Source organism: Nocardioides plantarum (assembly GCF_006346395.1).
In the GTDB taxonomy this organism is placed as follows: domain Bacteria; phylum Actinomycetota; class Actinomycetes; order Propionibacteriales; family Nocardioidaceae; genus Nocardioides; species Nocardioides plantarum.
This window is the reverse complement of record NZ_VDMS01000001.1, coordinates 1,564,832-1,582,547: the sequence shown is the minus strand read 5'-3', so window position 1 is coordinate 1,582,547 and position 17,716 is coordinate 1,564,832. Positions and strand designations below refer to the sequence as shown.

Sequence of the window (17,716 nt, the reverse complement as noted above, 5' to 3'; positions counted from 1 at the left end):
GACTCGTGCGGCTGCCCGGCCCCACCGCGGGCCCTCTAGGCTGCCGACCCGTGAAGACCCTCGTGATCGGCACCGGTGGCCGCGAGCACGCACTCGCCCGGGCGCTCTCCCTCGACCCCGGCGTCAGCGAGGTGCACTGTGCCCCCGGCAACCCCGGGATGGCGGCGGTCGCCACGCTCCACGACGTCGACCCGCTCGACGGCGAGGCGGTGGCCGCCCTGGCCGAGGTGCTCGGCGCCGACCTGGTCGTCGTGGGGCCCGAGGCGCCGCTGGTCGCCGGCGTGGCCGACGCGGTCACCGCCCGCGGCATCCCGGTCTTCGGTCCGAGCGGCGCCGCCGCCCGGCTGGAGGGGTCGAAGGCCTTCGCCAAGGACGTGATGGCCTCGGCCGGTGTCCCGACCGCGGCGGCGCGGGTGTGCACGACACCGGACGAGGCCGCGGCTGCGCTCGACGAGCTCGGGGCGCCGTACGTCGTCAAGGACGACGGGCTCGCCGCCGGCAAGGGCGTGGTGGTCACCGACTCCCGCGAGGAGGCGCTGGCCCACGCCGCCGGCTGCGAGCGGGTCGTGATCGAGGAGTTCCTCGACGGTCCCGAGGTGTCGCTGTTCGCGCTGTGCAGCTATCGCGAGGCCGACGGGTGCACCGTCTACCCGCTGCAGCCCGCCCAGGACTTCAAGCGCATCGGCGATGGTGACGCCGGGCCCAACACCGGCGGCATGGGCGCCTACACGCCGCTGCCCTGGGCGCCTGCCGGCCTCGTCGACGAGGTCCTGCGCGACGTGCTCCAGCCGACCGTCGAGGAGCTCGCGCGCCGGGGAACCCCCTTCACGGGCCTGCTGTACGCCGGGCTCGCCCTCACCTCGCGCGGCGTGCGGGTCATCGAGTTCAACGCCCGCTTCGGCGACCCCGAGACCCAGCCCCTGCTGGCCCTCCTCGACGTGCCCCTGCTCCCGCTGCTGCTCGGCGCCGCCACCGGCACCCTGGCCGATGTACCGCCCCCGACCTGGAAGCCCGGCGCCGCGGTCGCGGTCGTGCTGGCCTCGGCCGGCTACCCCGCCACCTCGTCGGCCGGCGACGTCATCACCGGCATCGCCGCCGCCGAGAAGGTCGACGGCGTGCACGTGATCCAGGCCGGCACCGACCTCTCGGCCTCGGGCGACCTGGTCACCGCGGGCGGCCGCGTGCTGGCCGTGATCGCGACCGGCGGGTCCGTCGCCGAGGCCCGCGCGGCGGCGTACGACGGCGTCGCGGCGGTCTCCTTCGACGGCGCCCAGCACCGCACCGACATCGCGGCGGGCATCTGACCGCTGCGGGGGCTGTAGATGACCGTCGGTCGCCGTCGGTGACCTGCGCCAGGGTGGCTCCGACCTGTTCGCGGGTCCACACTGGAGGGAGCACCGATGTGTCCGAGCCGATCCTGGGAGCTGCGATGTCCGTCGCCGAGCACGGCCTGCAGCGACTGCGCATGTCGTGGGACGACTACCTCCTGCTCCCCGAGAAGCCGAAGGCCGAGTGGGTCGACGGCGAGGTCGTGGTGAGCCCGCCGGTGTCGTTCGACCACGGTGAGGCTGTCGGAGGTCTGATGGTCGCTCTCCGTACGGCGTTGCCCGACCTGCGGACCGTGACCGAGGTCGGCGTCCACCTGCCGCGCAACCGGGTCCGCGCGCCCGACCTGATGGTCGTCGACCGCAGGCCGGAGGGCCGGTGGGTGACCCAGACGCCCGTCCTCGTGGTCGAGGTGCTCTCCCCGAGCACCCGCTCGGAGGACACGATGCGAAAGTCGCGCGAATACCTGTCCGCGGGGATCCTCCAGTACTGGATCGTCGACCCCGAGGCCCATGCGATCGACGTCTTCGAGGCGGCCGGTGGCGACTGGGAGCGGGTCCTGCGCCTCGACGAGGCGACCCCGACCGGTGAGGTCGTGGTCGGCGCCCACGGCACGGTGCCGCTCGACCTGCGCGACGTCGTCCCGGTCCCGCCGTCGGGATAGTCCCTGACGTAGATCAAGGAATTGCGGCGCGAGACCTTGATTTACGTCAGGGACTATCCCGGCGGGAGAATGGGCAGGTGACCGTCCCCAACGTCCTGGCCACCCGCTACGCCGGCGCCGACCTCGCCGAGATCTGGTCGCCCGAGCACAAGATCGTGCTCGAGCGGCAGCTGTGGATCGCGGTGCTCAAGGCCCAGCGCGACCTGGGGGTCGACGTGCCGGACGGCGTGGTCGAGGCCTACGAGGACGTCGTCGACGAGGTCGACCTGGCCAGCATCGCCGCGCGTGAGCGGATCACCCGTCACGACGTCAAGGCGCGCATCGAGGAGTTCGGCGCCCTCGCCGGTCACGAGCACGTCCACAAGGGCATGACCAGCCGCGACCTGACCGAGAACGTCGAGCAGCTGCAGGTCAAGCAGTCGCTCGAGCTGCTGCGCGACCGCGCCGTGGCCACCCTGGCCCGGCTGGCCCGGCTGGCCGCCGAGCACGAGACCACCGTGATGGCCGGGCGCTCGCACAACGTCGCGGCCCAGGCGACCACCCTCGGCAAGCGCTTCGCGACCGTCGCCGACGAGATGCTGATCGGCGTCGAGCGGGTCGAGCAGCTGCTGGCCCGCTACCCGCTGCGCGGCATCAAGGGTCCGATGGGCACCTCGCAGGACATGCTCGACCTCCTCGACGGCGACGCCGACAAGCTCGACGACCTCGAGCGCCGCGTGGCCGCCCACCTCGGCTTCGACCGGGTGCTCACCAGCGTCGGGCAGGTCTATCCCCGCAGCCTCGACTTCGACGTGCTGTCGGCCGTGGTGCAGCTGGTGGCCGGACCGTCCAACCTCGCCACCACGATCCGGCTGATGGCCGGCAACGAGATCGTCACCGAGGGCTTCAAGGAGGGCCAGGTCGGCTCGTCGGCGATGCCCCACAAGATGAACACCCGCTCCTGCGAGCGGGTCAACGGCCTGGCGGTCGTCACCCGCGGCTACCTCTCGATGGTCGGCGAGCTCGCCGGCGACCAGTGGAACGAGGGCGACGTCTCCTGCTCCGTCGTGCGCCGGGTCGCGCTGCCCGACGCGTTCTTCGCCGCCGACGGGCTGTTCCAGACCTTCCTCACCGTGCTCGACGAGTTCGGCGCGTTCCCCGCTGTCATCCAGCGCGAGCTCGACCGCTACCTGCCGTTCCTGGCCACCACCAAGGTGCTGATGGCCGCGGTGCGCAACGGGGTCGGCCGCGAGGCCGCCCACGAGGCGATCAAGGAGGCGGCCGTCGGCACCGCCCTGGCCATGCGCCAGGGCCAGGCCGACAACGACGTCTTCGCCAAGCTGGCCGCCGACGAGCGCCTCGGTCTCACCGCCGACCAGCTGGCCAGCCTCGTCGCCGACCCGATCACCTTCACCGGTGCCGCGGTCGCCCAGACCCAGGCCGTCTGCCGCCTGGTCGCCGAGGTGGCCCAGCGGCACCCGCGGGCGGCGGCGTACTCGCCGGGCGCGATTCTCTAGCACTCGCCACACCTGGCGGTGCAACGCTCGGCGGGGTGCCGGACATGAGCGGGGCATGACCCCTGACCGAGAGCGGGCCTTCCGCGCTCTGTACGCCGACCACGCCGACGCGATCCTCGGCTACGCCCGCGCGCCTGGCCTGAGCCCGGCTGGACGTCCCCGGCGTGAGCGATCACTCACGCCGGGGACGGTGACCGGGTCGCACGACACGGGACGATGGAGCCATGAACGCCCCCGTGACCGTCGCGATCACGCGACACCTCCCCAACGGCCACGAGCCCGAGATGATGAGCTGGCTCAACGCCGGCATCTCCCTGGCCGAGAAGTTCCCGGGGTTCCTCGGTGCGGGCTGGGTGCGCACCGAGTCCGCGTCGGAGGAGTGGCACATGCTCTACCGCTTCGCCGACCAGCAGTCGCTCGACCAGTGGGAGCACTCGCCGCAGCGCGCGTGGTGGCGCTCGGCCGCCTCGGGTCTCGGCGTCGTCGAGGCACGGGTGGAGAAGCGCTCCGGCATCGAGGGCTGGTTCGACGTGCCGTCCTCGACGGTGCTGGAGTCCGGCGCGTCCGCGCCCACGCCACCGCCCCGCTGGAAGCAGGCGGTCACGATCTTCATCGTGTTCTTCCCGCTCAGCGTGCTGGCCAACTACGCCGGTCGTGAGCTGCTCGGCGACGTCCTGCTGCCGCTGCGCGTGCTGGTCACCGTGCTCGTGATGACCCCGCTGATGACCTACGTGCTGCTGCCGTGGATCACGCGCCGGCTGCAGTGGTGGCTGCAGCCCGCCGGCTGACCCGGCCCACCGCCGTACGGCGGGGGTCAGGCCCGCGCGTCGCCGCCCCAGTTGGCGAGCTTGGTGGCGACGAGGTGCAGGTCGGCGCGCCAGACGTCCTCGGGGCCCGGCGGCAGGATGTCGTCCCACTCGACGGCGTAGGAGCCCATGATCTGCGGGAGCCGCGCGGTGCGCGCGAAGAACCACTGGTGGAAGTGGGCGCTGCCGTCACCCCACCGGTCGACGTGCACGCGACCGATGTGGGGGAGGTTCTCGATGATCCGCACCAGGCGGTTGGTGATGCGGCCGAGCTGGGAGGCCTGGTCGTCGTCGAGCTCGCCCATGTCGAGGTGCTCGCGGGTGTGGAGGACGAGCACGAGCGGCATCCCGGACGGTGCGCCGTGGTGGGTCAGCACCCAGACGTCGTCCTCCCAGACCACCCGGTCGGGGTCGAAGCCCGCGCAGGCGCCGCAGGGCTTGTCGGGCGACTCGCCCCACCGCGGCGGCTCGTCGGCCGGGGCGCGCAACCGCGCGGGGACGACGGCGCCGTCCTCGGCCTCCCAGGGGAAGACCTCCCAGTCCGAGACGGCGGACGCCGGGAGCCGGCCGGACTCCCCGGCGGCGGCGACGGCGCGGGCGTGGACGTCCTCTGCGGGCTCCGGCATGGCCACATGCTGCCATCCATCCTCCGGGCCCGGACGCGAGGGTCTTCCCCGATGCCAGTGGGCGGTCCCTCGTGTAAGCGTGAGGCCATGACCACTCTCTCTCGGACCACCACGCTGCTCGCCGCGCTCGTCGCCGGACTGGCCGGGCTGATCTTCACGGGCGGGGCCGCCTCGGCCGTCACCCAGGCCGACGCGGCCGCGCAGCTCAGCGCCGCCGGCATCACCTGGTCGTCGTCGGGCGGCTGTACGACGCAGAGCAACTCGACCTGCACGTCGTTCTCCGGCGTCCGCCAGGCCACCATCGACGGCGCCAAGACCCTCAAGAGCGCCAGCGGCTGCGCCCTCAACATCACCGGCGGCACCGAGGTCGGCCACGCCGGCGGCACCTACAGCCACGAGACCGGCTACAAGTTCGACTTCGCCCGCACCACGTGCCTGACGAACTGGATCCACAACACCTACAGCTACCAGGGCCTGCGCGGCGACGGTGCTCCGCTCTACAAGGCCGGCTCGGGCAACCTGTACGCCGACGAGGGCAACCACTGGGACGTCACCTTCTACACCTGCGGCTGCTGAGACGGGATTCTCGACCAGCCCGCTCGACTAAGGTGGGCCCATGCGCACGCTCGGCACGACGGCCCTCCCGACACCCGACGGGGCCGAGGTCGTCGTACCCGCGCCGGGGCCCGGGCCGGGCAACTGGTCGGGTGCGGCCAGCGCGGTGCTGGTCGACGGCACGTTCTGGCTGACCTGGCGCGTACGTCGCCCGCTCGCCGAGGGTCGTGGCGTCACCGTGGTGGTGGCCTCCTCGACCGACGGCGTGCGGTTCGAGCCGGTCGCCGAGGTGCACCGCGACGCGTTCGGCTGCGAGTCGTTCGAGCGTCCGGTGCTCGTGCCGGTACCCGGCGTCGGGTGGCGCCTCTACCTCTCGTGCGCGACCTACGACTCCAAGCACTGGTGGGTCGACAGCCTCACCGCGGCGACGCCGGCCGACCTGCCCGGCGGCGAGCGCCGAGTCGTGCTGCCCGGTGACCCCGGAGCCCACGGCGTGGCGGTCAAGGACCCCGTGATCACCCACGACCCCGACCGTCTCGACGGGTGGGACCTGTGGCTGTGCTGCCATCCCCTCGCCGACCCCGGCCACGAGGACCGGATGACCACCCGCCACCTGACCAGCCCCGACGGGCTCGTCTGGACCGACCGCGGCGAGGTCCTCGTGGGACGCCCCGGTGCCTGGGACCAGCGTGGCGCCCGGGTGACCGCGGTCCTCCCCGGCGAGCCCGGCACCCCCCTGCGCGTCCTGTACGACGGACGCGCCGACGCCGCCTCCAACTGGCACGAGACGACCGGCCTGGCGGTGTGGGACGGCGAGCGCCTGGTGCCCGACGACACCGTCAGCCCGATCGCCTCGCCCGACTCCGACGGTGCCTGGCGCTACGCCACCGCGGTCGCGCTGCCCGACGGGCGCACTCGCTTCTACGTCGAGGCCGCCCGCCCCGACGGCGCCCACGACCTGGTCACCGTCGTCCGCTGACCCGTCGCCCATGGGCGACGGGTCAGCATGGAATCCGCGGTGACCCGTCGCCCACGGGCGACGGGTCAGCGTGATGCTGCGGTGGTTTCGACTCGCCTGACGCGGGTTCGTCCCTCACCCGCGTCGCTCGCTCAACCTTCGCGCGCCACGCGCCGGGCTCGTTCCTCGCCCGCCGCTGCGCGCTCGTCGAAGCTCCCGCGTGACACGGGCGAGAGCCAGTCGTGGAAGTCCTCGCCGGTCAGGCGGGAGAGCAGGTCGATGTCGTCGGCGAAGACCTGGATCAGCTCGGCGCGCTGGGCGGGGTCGAGGTGGGGGCGGTGGCCGTCGCGGCCGCTGAGCCGCGCCACCAGCGGTGCGCTGGCCCGCCGCCATACCTGCGGCGGGACGAACTGGCCGAGCGCCGCACCCGCGCGCACGACGGGACCCAGGGCCGCGGTGCGCCAGCCGGGCTCGGCGTACGTGCGCGCGTTGTCGCGGGGGATCGAGGAGACCTGGCCCTCGCGGATGCCCAGGAAGCGGCAGGCCGTGTCGACGGCGACGGCCGGCTCGTCGACGAGGGCGCGGTAGCGCATCACCAGCACCTGCTCTGCCGGCACGTGCCGCAGGAGGTGCTCGAGCTGCTCGCCGTACAGCCCCAGCTCGCGGTAGCGCCAGAACGGCGCGTAGCCGCGCTCGGCACGGGCGTCCTGCAGCTCGAAGGCCCGGCGGAAGTCGGCCACGGGCTCGAGGCCGTCGGACCACAGGTGCATCCAGTTGCTGTAGGCGCGGTCGACGGGGTCGCGGACGACGGCGATGATCTTGACCCCGGGCAGCGCCTCCCCGATGCGGCGGTGGGCCGACCGGCTCCAGAGGTAGAACGGCGTGCTCTCGCCGCGCACCTGGTCGTCGCGCGCGCCGGTGAAGAGCTCGGCGTAGTCGCGTGCCCGCCAGATCCACTCCTGCTGGGAGTGCCGGTCGCCGGGGCCGCTCCAGTGCGGCGGCGGGGCGTCGTCGCAGAGCCAGTACTTCGGCTCCTTGGGCCGGGTGAGGAACGCGTCGGGGTGCTGGGTGAGGGCGGTGTGCAGCGCGGTCGTGCCGGCCTTGGGCGCTCCGACGATGAGGAAGTCGGGTCCGGGGTCGCGCGGCATGAAACAAGACTAGATCACAACACATTGCCGTGCCCGCGGTTCTGAGGGGTGATCGGGGGAGGTCCTAGGATCAGGTCGTGCTCAACATCCCGGAGGCGCCCGCCATCGACGGGGCGACCCACCTCCACTCCGGCAAGGTGCGCGACCTCTACGAGCTGCAGGGCGGACCCCACGACGGTCACCTGCTGATGGTGGCCAGCGATCGGATCTCGATCTTCGACTTCGTGCTCGCCACGACGATCCCCGACAAGGGCGAGATCCTGACCCGGATGTCGCTGTGGTGGTTCGAGCAGCTGGCCGACCTGGTGCCCGGTCACGTCGTCTCGACCGACGTGCCCGCGTCCGTCGCCGGCCGGGCGGTCATCTGCGAGCGGCTCGACATGTTCCCGGTCGAGTGCGTCGCCCGTGGCTACCTCTCTGGGTCCGGCCTGCTCGACTACGCCGCCACCGGCGAGGTCTGCGGCATCCCGCTGCCGGCCAGCCTGGTCGACGGCAGCCGCCTCCCCGAGCCGATCTTCACCCCTGCGACGAAGGCCGACCTCGGCGACCACGACGAGAACGTCTCCTACGACGCCGTGGTCGACGAGGTGGGCGCCGAGGCGGCGGCCACCCTGCGTCACCTGACCCTCGCGGTCTACGCCCGGGCCGAGACCGTCGCCCGCGAGCGCGGCATTATCCTGGCCGACACCAAGCTCGAGTTCGGCCGTCGCCTCGACGGGCCCGGCACGGTGGTGCTCGGCGACGAGGTCCTGACGCCCGACTCGTCGCGGTTCTGGCCGGCCGACGCGTGGACCCCGGGACGCCCGCAGGCGTCGTACGACAAGCAGATCGTGCGCAACTGGGCGCTGTCGCCCGAGTCCGGCTGGGACCGCGCCTCCGGGGAGGCTCCGCCCCCGATCCCGCCCGAGGTCGTCGACCGCACCCGCGCGCGCTACGTCGAGGCGTTCGAGCTGCTCACCGGGGAGCGCTGGTAGCCGTGGCCGCACCCGTCCGCTTCGAGGTGTCCTGCGAGGACGCCTACGACTACCTGGTCGCCCCGGCCAACCGCCCCGAGTGGCAGTCGAGCCTCAAGGCGGTCGCCGAGGTCGACGGCGCCGACGGCGTCGTGGGCCAGAGCTGGGACGACGTCACCACCGTCGGCATCCGCCCGCGGATGGAGCTGACCGACGCCGACCGGCCGCACCGCTGGTCCGAGCACGGCACCTGGCGCGGCTTCCGCGCCGTCCTCACGCTGACGTTCACGCCGGTGGGCTCGTCCTGCGACGTCTGCGTCTCGATGCACGTCACGGCCTCCGGCCTCGCGCGTCCGCTGGGCATCGCCGCCAACCGGGTCGCCCCGGTCACCGTGCGGTCCGACCTGCGCCGCGCGGCGAAGATCCTCGCGCGGCGCTGACCCCTACGCCGGCGGGACCTCGCGCCGGGCGGCGATGGTGGCCAGGCCGGCCTCCTCGAGGAACGCAGCGATCAGCGCGAGCTCCTCGTCGGTCCGGCGGTCGAGCACCGGCGCGAGGTGGGCGCCGAGGCGTCCGAACATCCTCGAGCCGACGGCGATCGCGTGCTCGGTGACCTCGACCACCACCGATCGGCGGTCGCCGGGGTGGGGGGCGCGGGTGACGTGGCCGTGCTTCTCGAGCCGGTCGAGCATGGCCGAGGTCGCGGGAGCCGAGAGGTGCATCGCCGCGCTGAGCCGGCCCGGCGTGGCCGGCTCGTCCTGCAGGCCCCAGTCCATGATCAGCGCGAGCCCGTTGAGGTCGGTGCGGTGCATCTCGCTCTCGCGGCTCGCGGTGGCGACGTAGAGATCGGACTCGGTGGTGTAGCGCCGCAGCGCCCGGACCACCCGGTGGGCGCCGTCGCTGCGGCCGGGGTCGGGCGGCGGGATGGCGTTTGGCACGACCACACCCTACTATTTCGACCATGGAAATATTCACCGGTCGAAAGTTACGGGTCCCGCACCTCATCGGCCGCCGGACGAGCTGGCTGGTGGTCGTCGTGGCGATCCTGTTCTCCGGGGTCCTGCTGGGGTCGGGGATCGAGGCCGAGACGACCGACAACGCCGCGGCCAACCTGCCCACCGACGCCGAGTCCGCGCAGGCGACCCGGCTGCAGGAGCGGTTGGGCACCAGCGAGTTCACCCCGGCGATCGTGGTGCTCGACCGGGACGGTGCGTCGCTCACGGCCCAGGACCGAACGGCTGTCGACAGGCTCACGGGCAGCCTGGCCGAGTACTCCGCCAAGGGCCAGAGGACGTTCTCGGTCCCCGCCGAGGACGGCAAGGCGGCGTTCGTCGGCATCCCGATCTCCGCCGACCTCTCCGAGGACGACCGGGACCAGGTCGTCGGAGACCTGCGCGACGCCCTTGCCACCGGCCTGCCCGACGGGCTACGGGCCCAGGTGACCGGCGGCCCGGCGTTCGGGACCGACCTCGGTGCGGTCTTCGAGGGCGCCGACGTGCGCCTGCTCGTGGTGACCGCATCGGTCGTCGCGCTCCTCCTGCTGCTGACCTACCGCAGCCCCTGGCTGTGGCTGGTCCCGCTCGCCGTGGTCGGGGTCGCCGACCAGGTCGCGGCCCAGCTCGTCGGGGTCGGCACCAAGATCTTCGACTTCTCCACCGACGGCGCCTCGGTCGGCATCACGTCGGTGCTCGTGTTCGGTGCCGGCACCAACTACGCGCTGCTCCTCATCGCGCGCTACCGCGAGGAGCTGCGCCGCACCGACGACCGGTACGACGCCATGCGGCACGCGCTCGACCGTGCGGCCCCCGCGATCCTGGCCAGCTCCGGCACCGTGGTCCTCGCCCTGCTCTGCCTGGGTCTGGCCGACAACCCCACGAGCCGCAACATCGGCTTCGGCGGCGCCATCGGCATCGTCACCGCCGTCGTCTACGCGCTGGTCGTCCTGCCAGCCGCGATGACCGTCTTCGGGCGTGCGCTGTTCTGGCCGTTCGTGCCGCGCGGCGGTCAGGACGACCCGGCCCGCACCGGCGTCTGGGCCCGGGTCGGGACCGCGGTGACCGCTCGGCCCGTCGCGGTCGTGATGGCCTGCGTGGTGGTCCTGGCCGTGCTCGCGCTGCCGCTGCTCGGGCTCAAGGTGGGTCTCTCCCAGACCGAGCAGTTCCGCGCGACCCCCGAGTCGGTCACCGGGCAGGAGGTGCTCGCCGAGCACTACCCGGCCGGCTCGTCCCAGCCGACCACGGTGGTCGTGCCGACCCGAGAGGTCGACGAGGTCACCGCCGCGGTGGGCCGGGTCGACGGGGTCCAGAGCGTCGAGGCGTCGGGTCGCGCCGAGGGCACCTCGGTCCTCTCGGTCGTGCTCACCGCCGACCCGGCCTCCGAGCGGGCCTTCGAGACGGTCCGCGAGATCCGCGACCGCGCCCAGGAGATCGACGGCGCCGTCCTGGTCGGCGGGCCGGACGCCGAGGCGCTCGACGCTTCCGACGCCGCCGACCGCGACCAGCGGCTGATCGTCCCGCTCATCCTGCTGGTCGTGCTGGTCGTGCTGCTCGTCCTGCTGCGCTCGGTGGTCGCCGCGGTGCTGCTCGTGCTCACCGTCGTCGCGACCTACGTCGGCAGCCTCGGCGCCAGCTGGTTCGCCTTCAGCCACTGGTTCGGGTTCCCGGCACTCGACCTGAGCGTGCCGCTCCTGTCGTTCCTGTTCCTGGTCGCCCTGGGCGTCGACTACAACATCTTCCTCACCACGCGGGCCAAGGAGGAGGCCGCGCGCACCGACACCGCCGAGGCGATCCGGGTCGCGCTGTCGGTCACCGGCGGGGTGATCACCAGTGCCGGCATCCTGCTCGCCGCGGTCTTCACGGTCCTGGGAGTGCTGCCGCTCATCGTGCTCACCCAGATCGGCGTCATCGTCGGCTTCGGCGTCCTGCTCGACACCCTGCTCGTGCGCAGCGTGCTGGTCCCGGCACTGGTGGCCCTGCTCGGGCGGCGGTTCTGGTGGCCGGGTCCGCTCTCCCGCCGGGACTGAGGACCCTCAGGGTCGCGTGCGGTTCTCCCCCGTGCGAGCACGCCTCCACCGGCGGGGGCGTCGTGACGATGGTGCGCCAGGTCGGGGCTGGTGGCCGTGGCGGCGGTCACCTACCGACGCGTAGGTTGTGGCGCGTGACGGACTTCAACCTGGCCAGCCTTCTCGAGGACACCGCAGCGGAGCACCCCGAGCGCGAGGCCCTCGTGTTCGGCGACACCCGGCTCAGCTACGCGCAGGTCGACGGCGCGGCCAACCAGGTGGCCAACCTGCTCGTCTCGCGCGGCATCGAGCGCGGCGACAAGGTCGCGCTGAGCTGCCCCAACCTGCCCTACTTCACCATCGTCTACTTCGGCATCCTCAAGGCCGGCGGCACCGTGGTGCCCCTCAACGTGCTGCTCAAGGGCCGCGAGGTCGCCTACCACCTGGCTGACTCCGACGCGAAGGCCTACTTCTGCTTCCAGGGCACGCCCGAGCTCGCGATCGGCAGGGAGGGCCACGCCGGCTTCGAGCAGACCGACGGCTGCGAGCACTTCTTCATGATCACCGCCGACCCCACGGCCGACAGCCCGGTCGGGGGCACCGAGACGCTGGGCCGGGCCGTCGCCGGGCAGCCCCCGACGTTCGACACGGTCGTCACCGACGAGGACGACACCGCGGTCATCCTCTACACCTCCGGCACCACCGGTCAGCCCAAGGGCGCCGAGCTGCGCCACCGCAACATGCGCGACAACGCCCGGGCCGGTCGGGACCTCTTCGGCGCCGACGCGGAGAAGCCCGACACCTACCTGTGCGTGCTGCCGCTGTTCCACTCCTTCGGCCAGACCGTCATCCAGAACGGCGCCTTCGCGTTCGGCGGCACCGTCGTGATGCTGCCGCGCTTCGAGGCCAAGGCCGCGCTCGACCTGATGCTCGCCAACGAGGTGTCCTTCTTCGCCGGCGTCCCCACGATGTACTGGGGCCTGCTCGGCGCGCTCGAGGAGGGCGTCGACATCAGCTCGATCGCCGACAACCTCCGCGTCGCCGCGGCCGGCGGGTCCGCCCTGCCGGTCGAGGTGCACAAGGGCTTCGAGAGGAAGTTCGGCGTCACCATCCTCGAGGGCTACGGGCTGTCCGAGACCTCGCCGGTCGCCAGCTTCTCCAAGTACGGCGCGGACGTGCGGGTGGGCTCCATCGGTACGCCGATCCCCGGCGTCGAGATGAAGCTGCTGAAGGCCGACAGCTGGGACGAGATCGGCGCCGACGAGGAGGTCGGCGAGATCGCCATTAAGGGCCACAACGTGATGAAGGGCTACTACGGCCGCCCGGACGCGACCGACGAGGCCATCCAGGACGGGTGGTTCCGCTCGGGCGACCTGGCCCGCAAGGACGAGGACGGCTGGTACTACATCGTCGACCGGTCCAAGGACATGATCATCCGGGGCGGGTTCAACGTCTACCCGCGCGAGATCGAGGAGCACCTCCTCACGCACCCCGACGTCTCGCTGGCCGCGGTGATCGGCGTGCCGCACGAGAGCCACGGCGAGGAGATCAAGGCCGTGGTCATCCTCGAGAAGGGCTCGAGCCTGACCGAGGAGGAGCTCGTCGCCTGGGCCAGGGACGAGATGGCCGGCTACAAGTACCCGCGCATCGTCGAGTTCGTCGACGAGTTGCCGATGACCGCGACCGGCAAGATCCTCAAGCGCGAGCTCTCCTGACTTGTTCGTCCGACTGCTCGTCCTCGCCTTCGCCGCCCTCCTGGTCGTCGCCGGTGTCCTGTGGGCCGGCCAGGGCCTGGGCTGGTGGGGCACCGGCGACCCGGAGGAGTCCCTGGCCGGCGTCGGAGCCCTGGTCGCCGGGCTCGGCGTCGCGCTCGGCATCGTGTCGTTGCGACCCCGTCCGTAGCCTGCAGGGATGGCGGCAGACCCCCAGGACGGCCCGGGCGACGTCGACTACGCCGTGCCGGCCGAGGTCGGACGGTCGCGCCGCCGAGACCCTCGCGAGTCGCCCCCGCCGGGTGCGCTGTGGGGTGGTCGCCCGCACCGGGCTGCTGGTCGGCTGCTGGGGCACGGCGGCGCTGCTGGCCGTGGTGCTCCTCGTCTCGCTGCTGAGGTCCGAGCCCACCGGCGCCGACACGCCCGAGGCCGCCGTGGCCAGGCTGCTGCAGGGGATCGCCGACACCGACCCGGTCGCCATCGTGGCCGCGATCGACCCGGCGGAGGCCGACGACCCGCGACGCGCCGGGGCGGCGTACGACCGGTTGGGGGAGCGGCTCCTGCGTGAGGGCGAGGCGCCGCCGCTCGACGTGACCGCCGTGCTCGCCGCCGCCGAGAGCCAGCTCGACGGCTCGGTCGACCTGACCGCCGTCGCCACGGTCGCCGCGCTCGACCTCGAGCTCGAGGGGCTCGACCTGCGGTCCGTGCCCGACCCCGACGACCTCGGCGCGCGGCGGGTGTTCGTCCTCGCCGGCGATCTCGACGTGACGCTCGACCCCGACCGGTTGCCCGAGTCCCGAGCAGGCCTGGGCAAGGCCTCCTACTCGATGCCGCTGGCGCAGGGGTGGGTCCGCGACCGGGAGGAGCCGATCGAGCCCTTCCTGGTCGCGGTCGAGCGTGACGGACGCTGGTACGTCAGTCTCGAGGCCAGCGCCGACGGCCTGCTGGGACCGGCCCGATGAGCAGCGGCCGGCGGGGGCGCGAGCTGGTCGGCGTCGGCCTGTGGGCGGCGGCTGCCGTGGCGTGGGTCGCCGCGATGCTGGTGCCGTGGTTCCGCGCCGGTGTGGCGTCGTCGACGACGCCGATCGAGGTCGCGGCCCTGCTGCGCGCCGGCGTGCTCGGCGTACCGTCGATCACGGGGTACGCCGTCCTGCTGCTGCCCGCGATCGCCCTGCTCCTGCTGGGGATCGCACCCCTGCGCGGCGGCGGGGCGATGGCGGCGCGGGTGCTGCTCTGGCTGGCCGGCACCGCGACCGGGCTGCTGCTCGTCACCCTCCTCGCGCGCGTCTCGGCGCACACGGTCGGCTGGGGTGCGGGCCTGGTCGTCTCCGGGTGCGTGCTGGGCGGGATCGCGCTCGGGTTCGCCACCGTGCGGGTGCCCGACCGCGGGTGAGACCGACTACTCGAACGGGTTGGGCAGGGCGCCGGGCAGCTTGGTGAGCAGCTCGCGCGCCTGGGCGGCGACCTTGTGCTCGACCAGCACCTCGTAGCGCGTCGCGACCACCGAGGTGACCGACTGGAAGTCGCGCTGCCCGCGCGTCATCGCGTAGCCGAGCAGCGCCCAGATGACGAAGAACGCCGCCCCGAACAGCACGGTCGACAAGATGGTCGTCAGGGCGTTCTCGTCGGTGAAGATCGTGAAGACGACCCCGATGAAGAGCCCGAACCAGGCGCCCGACGCGGCAGCACCGGCGGCGACACGGCCGGTGGTGAGACGGCCGGTGATCCGCTCGATGCGCTTGAGGTCGGTGCCGACGATCATGCAGTTCTCGACCGGGAACTCCTCGTCGGACAGGAAGTCGACGGTCTTCTGCGCCTGGGCGTAGTCGTCGTAGACGGCCAGGGACTGGGGGAACTCCAGCCGCATCGGGTTGAGGCCGGCGCGGCCCGGTCGGCTGCTGGGGGAGGTCATGCTCATGGGGTCAGTGTGCCCTGCTTCTCCATGGGGTGCTCTCAGGTCGCTCCGGCATCCTCGGTGCCATGAGCGAGCCGAGGAGACGTCGACGTGTGTTCGTGACCGCCGGGCTGTCGGCCTCGGCCGCCGTGCTGGCGATGGCCGTGCAGGCCGGGCTCGACGAGCAGGCGTCGGGCGGGACGTCGTACGCCGACTCCTCGGCCGCCGCCGACCCCGCCACGCCCGCTGACGTCGCCGACAGCGACGACGAATAGGATCGGCTCGTGCCCAAGGTCGTGGTCGACGTGATGCCCAAGCCCGAGATCCTCGATCCCCAGGGGAAGGCGGTGCTCGGAGCCCTGCCCCGCCTGGGATTCGACGGTGTCACCGACGTCCGCCAGGGCAAGCGCTTCGAGCTCGAGGTGGCCGGTGAGGTCACCGACGAGGTGCTCGCGCGGGTCCACGAGATGGCCGCGACCCTGCTGTCCAACCCGGTGATCGAGAACTTCACCGTCCACGTCGACGAGGCCGTCGCCGACACCCCGGACGTCCTTTCGTGAAGGTCGGCGTCGTCACCTTCCCCGGCTCGCTCGACGACGTCGACGCCCAGCGTGCGGTGCGCATCGGCGGCCACGAGGCCGTCGCGCTGTGGCACGGCGACCACGACCTGCACGGCGTCGACGCCGTCGTGCTGCCCGGTGGCTTCTCCTACGGCGACTACCTGCGCTGCGGCGCGATCTCGCGCTTCTCGCCGGTGATGACCGAGGTCATCGAGGCCGCCGGCAAGGGGATGCCCGTGCTCGGCATCTGCAACGGCTTCCAGATCCTGTGCGAGTCCCACCTGCTGCCCGGCGCGTTGATCCGCAACGACCACCGCAAGTTCGCCTGCCGCGACCAGCGACTGAGCATCGACAACGTCGCGACGCCTTGGACCGCCTCCTACACCCAGGGCCAGGAGGTGACGATCGTGCTCAAGAACGGTGAGGGCGGGTTCGTCGCCGACACCGAGACCCTCGACCGGCTCGAGGGCGAGGGTCAGGTGGTCGCCCGCTACGTCGGCGACAACCCCAACGGCTCGATGCGCGCCATCGCCGGGGTCACCAACGAGCGCGGCAACGTGGTCGGGCTGATGCCCCACCCCGAGCACGCGGTCGAGGACCTGACCGGTGCCGGCACCGACGGGCTGGGGTTCTTCACCTCGCTCGCCGCCGCCGCCTTCGCCTAGGCGTTCGCGATGACACCGCAGGCCCTCTTCCGTCGGGTGGCGATCGCCGAGGCGATCACCTGGGCGCTGCTGCTGGTCGGCATGTTCCTCAAGTACGTCACCGACACCACCGAGGTCGGGGTCCGCATCGCAGGGCCGATCCACGGGGTCGTGTTCGTCGCCTACTGCGTCACCACCGTGGTCGTGGCGATCGACCAGCGCTGGACCGCCCGGCGTACGGCGATCGGCGTGCTGTCGTCGATCCCGCCGTTCTTCACGCTGCTCTTCGACCTGCTCGCCGAGCGCGCCGGCGCCTTCGGGCCCTGGCGCCTCACCGTCGACGAGCCGGCTCGCGCCGCAGACCGACCGGTGGCGTGGATGCTGCGCAACCCGCTGCTCGGCCTGGTCGCCGCGCTCGTCGTCGTCGCCGTGCTCACCGGGCTGGCCCTGCTCGTCGGCCCGCCCGCCAGCTCCTGACCGGCGCGGGGCCGCTCAGGCGGTGGCGGTGACGATCCAGGTGGCGGCCGGGAGTCGGAGCGCGCCGTCGACCCGAGCCGCCGCGACGTGCCGGCGTACGTCGTCGAGCAGGCTCGCCCAGCCGGCCGGGCCGAGCTCGGGCTCGAGCCGGGCCCGGGCGCGACGCCCGGTCGTCGTGGCGAGCACGGTGGCCAGCCGGTTGTCGACGCCGTCGCTGCCGTCGTAGGCGTAGTCGAGGGTGACGTCGAGGGGCTCGACCACGACGTCGGTCCAGCCGGCGCCGCTGAGCACCGCCCGGGTCCGGTCGGGGTCGGCGAACGCCATCGGCCCGGGGGCGTCGGCCGCGACCGGTGCCGGCTCCTCGCCGAGCCGCTCGACGAGGACGTCCTGGCCCAGGCTCATCGTCGGGTTCTCGGCGTACGAGCGCCAGCACGCGAAGGCGAGGCGGGCGCCGGGGGCGGCGGCCTCGTGGAGGCGGCGGAAGGCGGCGACCGGGTCGTCGAAGAACATCACGCCGAAGCGGGACACCACCCGGTCGAACGGCCGGCCGGGCGCGGCCGCGAGCGGGTCGGTCGTCTGGGCGTCGGCCAGCAGCACGGTGGCGTCGGGGACCCGGCGACGGGCCGCCTCGACCATGGTCGACGAGAGGTCGACCCCCACGGTCTCGGCACCCGACGCGACCGCCGCGGCGAGCAGGGTGCCGGAGCCGCAGCCGACGTCGAGGACCCGGTGGGCGGGCGCGAGGTCGGCGGCCGCCAGGAGGGCGTCGGTGATCGGCGCGAACGTCGCGTCGAACACCGCCTCCTGCTCGACCCAGCCGGTGCCGCTGTCGGTCCAGGTCGCCCGCATCTCCTCGTTGGCCACGAGCCGACCCTAGAGACAGGCCCCAGGACGTG

The 17,716-nt window shown here is 72.8% G+C and carries 22 protein-coding genes; 17 read left to right on the top strand and 5 right to left on the bottom strand.

Going from position 1 to position 17,716, the window contains the following annotated elements:
* The first annotated feature begins 50 nt into the window (after window positions 1-50).
* From purD to FJQ56_RS07420, 4 genes are all read left to right on the top strand, one after another.
* Window positions 51-1,304 carry a phosphoribosylamine--glycine ligase gene (gene purD, locus FJQ56_RS07435; protein WP_140008550.1) on the top strand — a complete coding sequence of 418 codons (1,254 nt, stop codon included), beginning with the start codon at window positions 51-53 and terminating at the stop codon, window positions 1,302-1,304.
* A 125-nt stretch (window positions 1,305-1,429) separates the two neighbouring features.
* Window positions 1,430-1,990: a Uma2 family endonuclease gene (locus FJQ56_RS07430; protein ID WP_140008549.1), complete on the top strand. Its 561-nt coding sequence runs from the start codon at window positions 1,430-1,432 to the stop codon at window positions 1,988-1,990.
* Between the two features lie 77 nt (window positions 1,991-2,067).
* Entirely contained in the window at window positions 2,068-3,486 is a 1,419-nt protein-coding gene (gene purB / locus FJQ56_RS07425; RefSeq protein WP_140008547.1) for an adenylosuccinate lyase, read from the top strand.
* Between the two features lie 224 nt (window positions 3,487-3,710).
* Complete coding sequence (locus tag FJQ56_RS07420; protein WP_140008546.1) at window positions 3,711-4,274, top strand: antibiotic biosynthesis monooxygenase; 564 nt, start codon at window positions 3,711-3,713, stop codon at window positions 4,272-4,274.
* Window positions 4,275-4,300: 26 nt separating this feature from the next.
* On the opposite strand, the gene FJQ56_RS07415 is transcribed toward FJQ56_RS07420, so the two are convergent.
* Window positions 4,301-4,918 (bottom strand): hypothetical protein, encoded by a 618-nt coding sequence (locus FJQ56_RS07415; protein ID WP_140008544.1) that lies wholly within the window; start codon window positions 4,916-4,918, stop codon window positions 4,301-4,303.
* An 87-nt stretch (window positions 4,919-5,005) separates the two neighbouring features.
* Between FJQ56_RS07415 and FJQ56_RS07410 the strand changes: the two genes are divergently transcribed.
* Entirely contained in the window at window positions 5,006-5,494 is a 489-nt protein-coding gene (locus FJQ56_RS07410) for a hypothetical protein (RefSeq protein WP_140008542.1), read from the top strand.
* Between the two features lie 40 nt (window positions 5,495-5,534).
* The gene (locus tag FJQ56_RS07405; protein ID WP_140008540.1) at window positions 5,535-6,452 is read left to right on the top strand and encodes a hypothetical protein; all 918 of its coding nucleotides are present in this window, start codon (window positions 5,535-5,537) and stop codon (window positions 6,450-6,452) included.
* A gap of 131 nt (window positions 6,453-6,583) precedes the next feature.
* Here the strand turns inward: FJQ56_RS07405 and FJQ56_RS07400 are convergent, their stop codons facing one another.
* Window positions 6,584-7,579: a sulfotransferase family protein gene (locus FJQ56_RS07400; protein ID WP_140008539.1), complete on the bottom strand. Its 996-nt coding sequence runs from the start codon at window positions 7,577-7,579 to the stop codon at window positions 6,584-6,586.
* 86 nt (window positions 7,580-7,665) lie between these two features.
* On the opposite strand from FJQ56_RS07400, the gene FJQ56_RS07395 reads away from it, so the two are divergent.
* Together FJQ56_RS07395 and FJQ56_RS07390 are read left to right on the top strand one after the other, a co-directional pair.
* The gene (locus FJQ56_RS07395) at window positions 7,666-8,553 is read left to right on the top strand and encodes a phosphoribosylaminoimidazolesuccinocarboxamide synthase (protein ID WP_379140333.1); all 888 of its coding nucleotides are present in this window, start codon (window positions 7,666-7,668) and stop codon (window positions 8,551-8,553) included.
* 2 nt (window positions 8,554-8,555) lie between these two features.
* Window positions 8,556-8,972: an SRPBCC family protein gene (locus tag FJQ56_RS07390; protein ID WP_170215306.1), complete on the top strand. Its 417-nt coding sequence runs from the start codon at window positions 8,556-8,558 to the stop codon at window positions 8,970-8,972.
* A gap of 3 nt (window positions 8,973-8,975) precedes the next feature.
* Here FJQ56_RS07390 and FJQ56_RS07385 read toward each other — a convergent pair whose 3' ends face one another.
* Window positions 8,976-9,470 (bottom strand): MarR family winged helix-turn-helix transcriptional regulator, encoded by a 495-nt coding sequence (locus tag FJQ56_RS07385; RefSeq protein ID WP_140008533.1) that lies wholly within the window; start codon window positions 9,468-9,470, stop codon window positions 8,976-8,978.
* A 23-nt stretch (window positions 9,471-9,493) separates the two neighbouring features.
* Here FJQ56_RS07385 and FJQ56_RS07380 point away from each other — a divergent pair, with 23 nt between their 5' ends.
* The 5 genes from FJQ56_RS07380 (at window position 9,494) to FJQ56_RS07360 (ending at window position 14,638) form a co-directional block, all read left to right on the top strand.
* On the top strand, window positions 9,494-11,554 hold the full coding sequence (locus FJQ56_RS07380) for an MMPL family transporter (RefSeq protein ID WP_211350781.1): 2,061 nt from the start codon (window positions 9,494-9,496) through the stop codon (window positions 11,552-11,554).
* Between the two features lie 134 nt (window positions 11,555-11,688).
* Window positions 11,689-13,248 (top strand): long-chain-fatty-acid--CoA ligase, encoded by a 1,560-nt coding sequence (locus FJQ56_RS07375; protein WP_211350780.1) that lies wholly within the window; start codon window positions 11,689-11,691, stop codon window positions 13,246-13,248.
* Window position 13,249: 1 nt separating this feature from the next.
* On the top strand, window positions 13,250-13,435 hold the full coding sequence (locus FJQ56_RS07370; RefSeq protein ID WP_140008531.1) for a hypothetical protein: 186 nt from the start codon (window positions 13,250-13,252) through the stop codon (window positions 13,433-13,435).
* 124 nt (window positions 13,436-13,559) lie between these two features.
* Window positions 13,560-14,207, top strand: a complete 648-nt coding sequence (locus FJQ56_RS07365) for a hypothetical protein (RefSeq protein ID WP_140008529.1) — start codon at window positions 13,560-13,562, stop codon at window positions 14,205-14,207.
* Window positions 14,204-14,638 (top strand): hypothetical protein, encoded by a 435-nt coding sequence (locus FJQ56_RS07360; protein ID WP_140008527.1) that lies wholly within the window; start codon window positions 14,204-14,206, stop codon window positions 14,636-14,638. The genes FJQ56_RS07365 and FJQ56_RS07360 overlap by 4 nt, the downstream gene beginning before the upstream one ends.
* Before the next feature lie 6 nt (window positions 14,639-14,644).
* Here FJQ56_RS07360 and FJQ56_RS07355 read toward each other — a convergent pair whose 3' ends face one another.
* A complete protein-coding gene (locus FJQ56_RS07355; protein WP_379140275.1) occupies window positions 14,645-15,163 on the bottom strand; it encodes a YflT domain-containing protein in 519 nt (172 codons plus the stop codon).
* Window positions 15,164-15,225: 62 nt separating this feature from the next.
* Between FJQ56_RS07355 and FJQ56_RS07350 the strand changes: the two genes are divergently transcribed.
* The 4 genes from FJQ56_RS07350 to FJQ56_RS07335 are packed head-to-tail and all read left to right on the top strand — an operon-like array spanning window position 15,226 to window position 16,820.
* Window positions 15,226-15,414 carry a hypothetical protein gene (locus FJQ56_RS07350; RefSeq protein WP_140008525.1) on the top strand — a complete coding sequence of 63 codons (189 nt, stop codon included), beginning with the start codon at window positions 15,226-15,228 and terminating at the stop codon, window positions 15,412-15,414.
* A 9-nt stretch (window positions 15,415-15,423) separates the two neighbouring features.
* Complete coding sequence (gene purS, locus FJQ56_RS07345) at window positions 15,424-15,699, top strand: phosphoribosylformylglycinamidine synthase subunit PurS (protein WP_140008524.1); 276 nt, start codon at window positions 15,424-15,426, stop codon at window positions 15,697-15,699.
* Window positions 15,696-16,364, top strand: coding sequence for a phosphoribosylformylglycinamidine synthase subunit PurQ (gene purQ / locus FJQ56_RS07340; protein ID WP_140008522.1), 669 nt, complete (start codon window positions 15,696-15,698; stop codon window positions 16,362-16,364). The genes purS and purQ overlap by 4 nt, the downstream gene beginning before the upstream one ends.
* Window positions 16,365-16,373: 9 nt before the next feature.
* Window positions 16,374-16,820: a DUF3817 domain-containing protein gene (locus tag FJQ56_RS07335; RefSeq protein WP_140008520.1), complete on the top strand. Its 447-nt coding sequence runs from the start codon at window positions 16,374-16,376 to the stop codon at window positions 16,818-16,820.
* Between the two features lie 15 nt (window positions 16,821-16,835).
* Here the strand turns inward: FJQ56_RS07335 and FJQ56_RS07330 are convergent, their stop codons facing one another.
* Window positions 16,836-17,684: a class I SAM-dependent methyltransferase gene (locus FJQ56_RS07330; protein ID WP_211350779.1), complete on the bottom strand. Its 849-nt coding sequence runs from the start codon at window positions 17,682-17,684 to the stop codon at window positions 16,836-16,838.
* Between the last annotated feature and the right edge of the window lie 32 nt (window positions 17,685-17,716).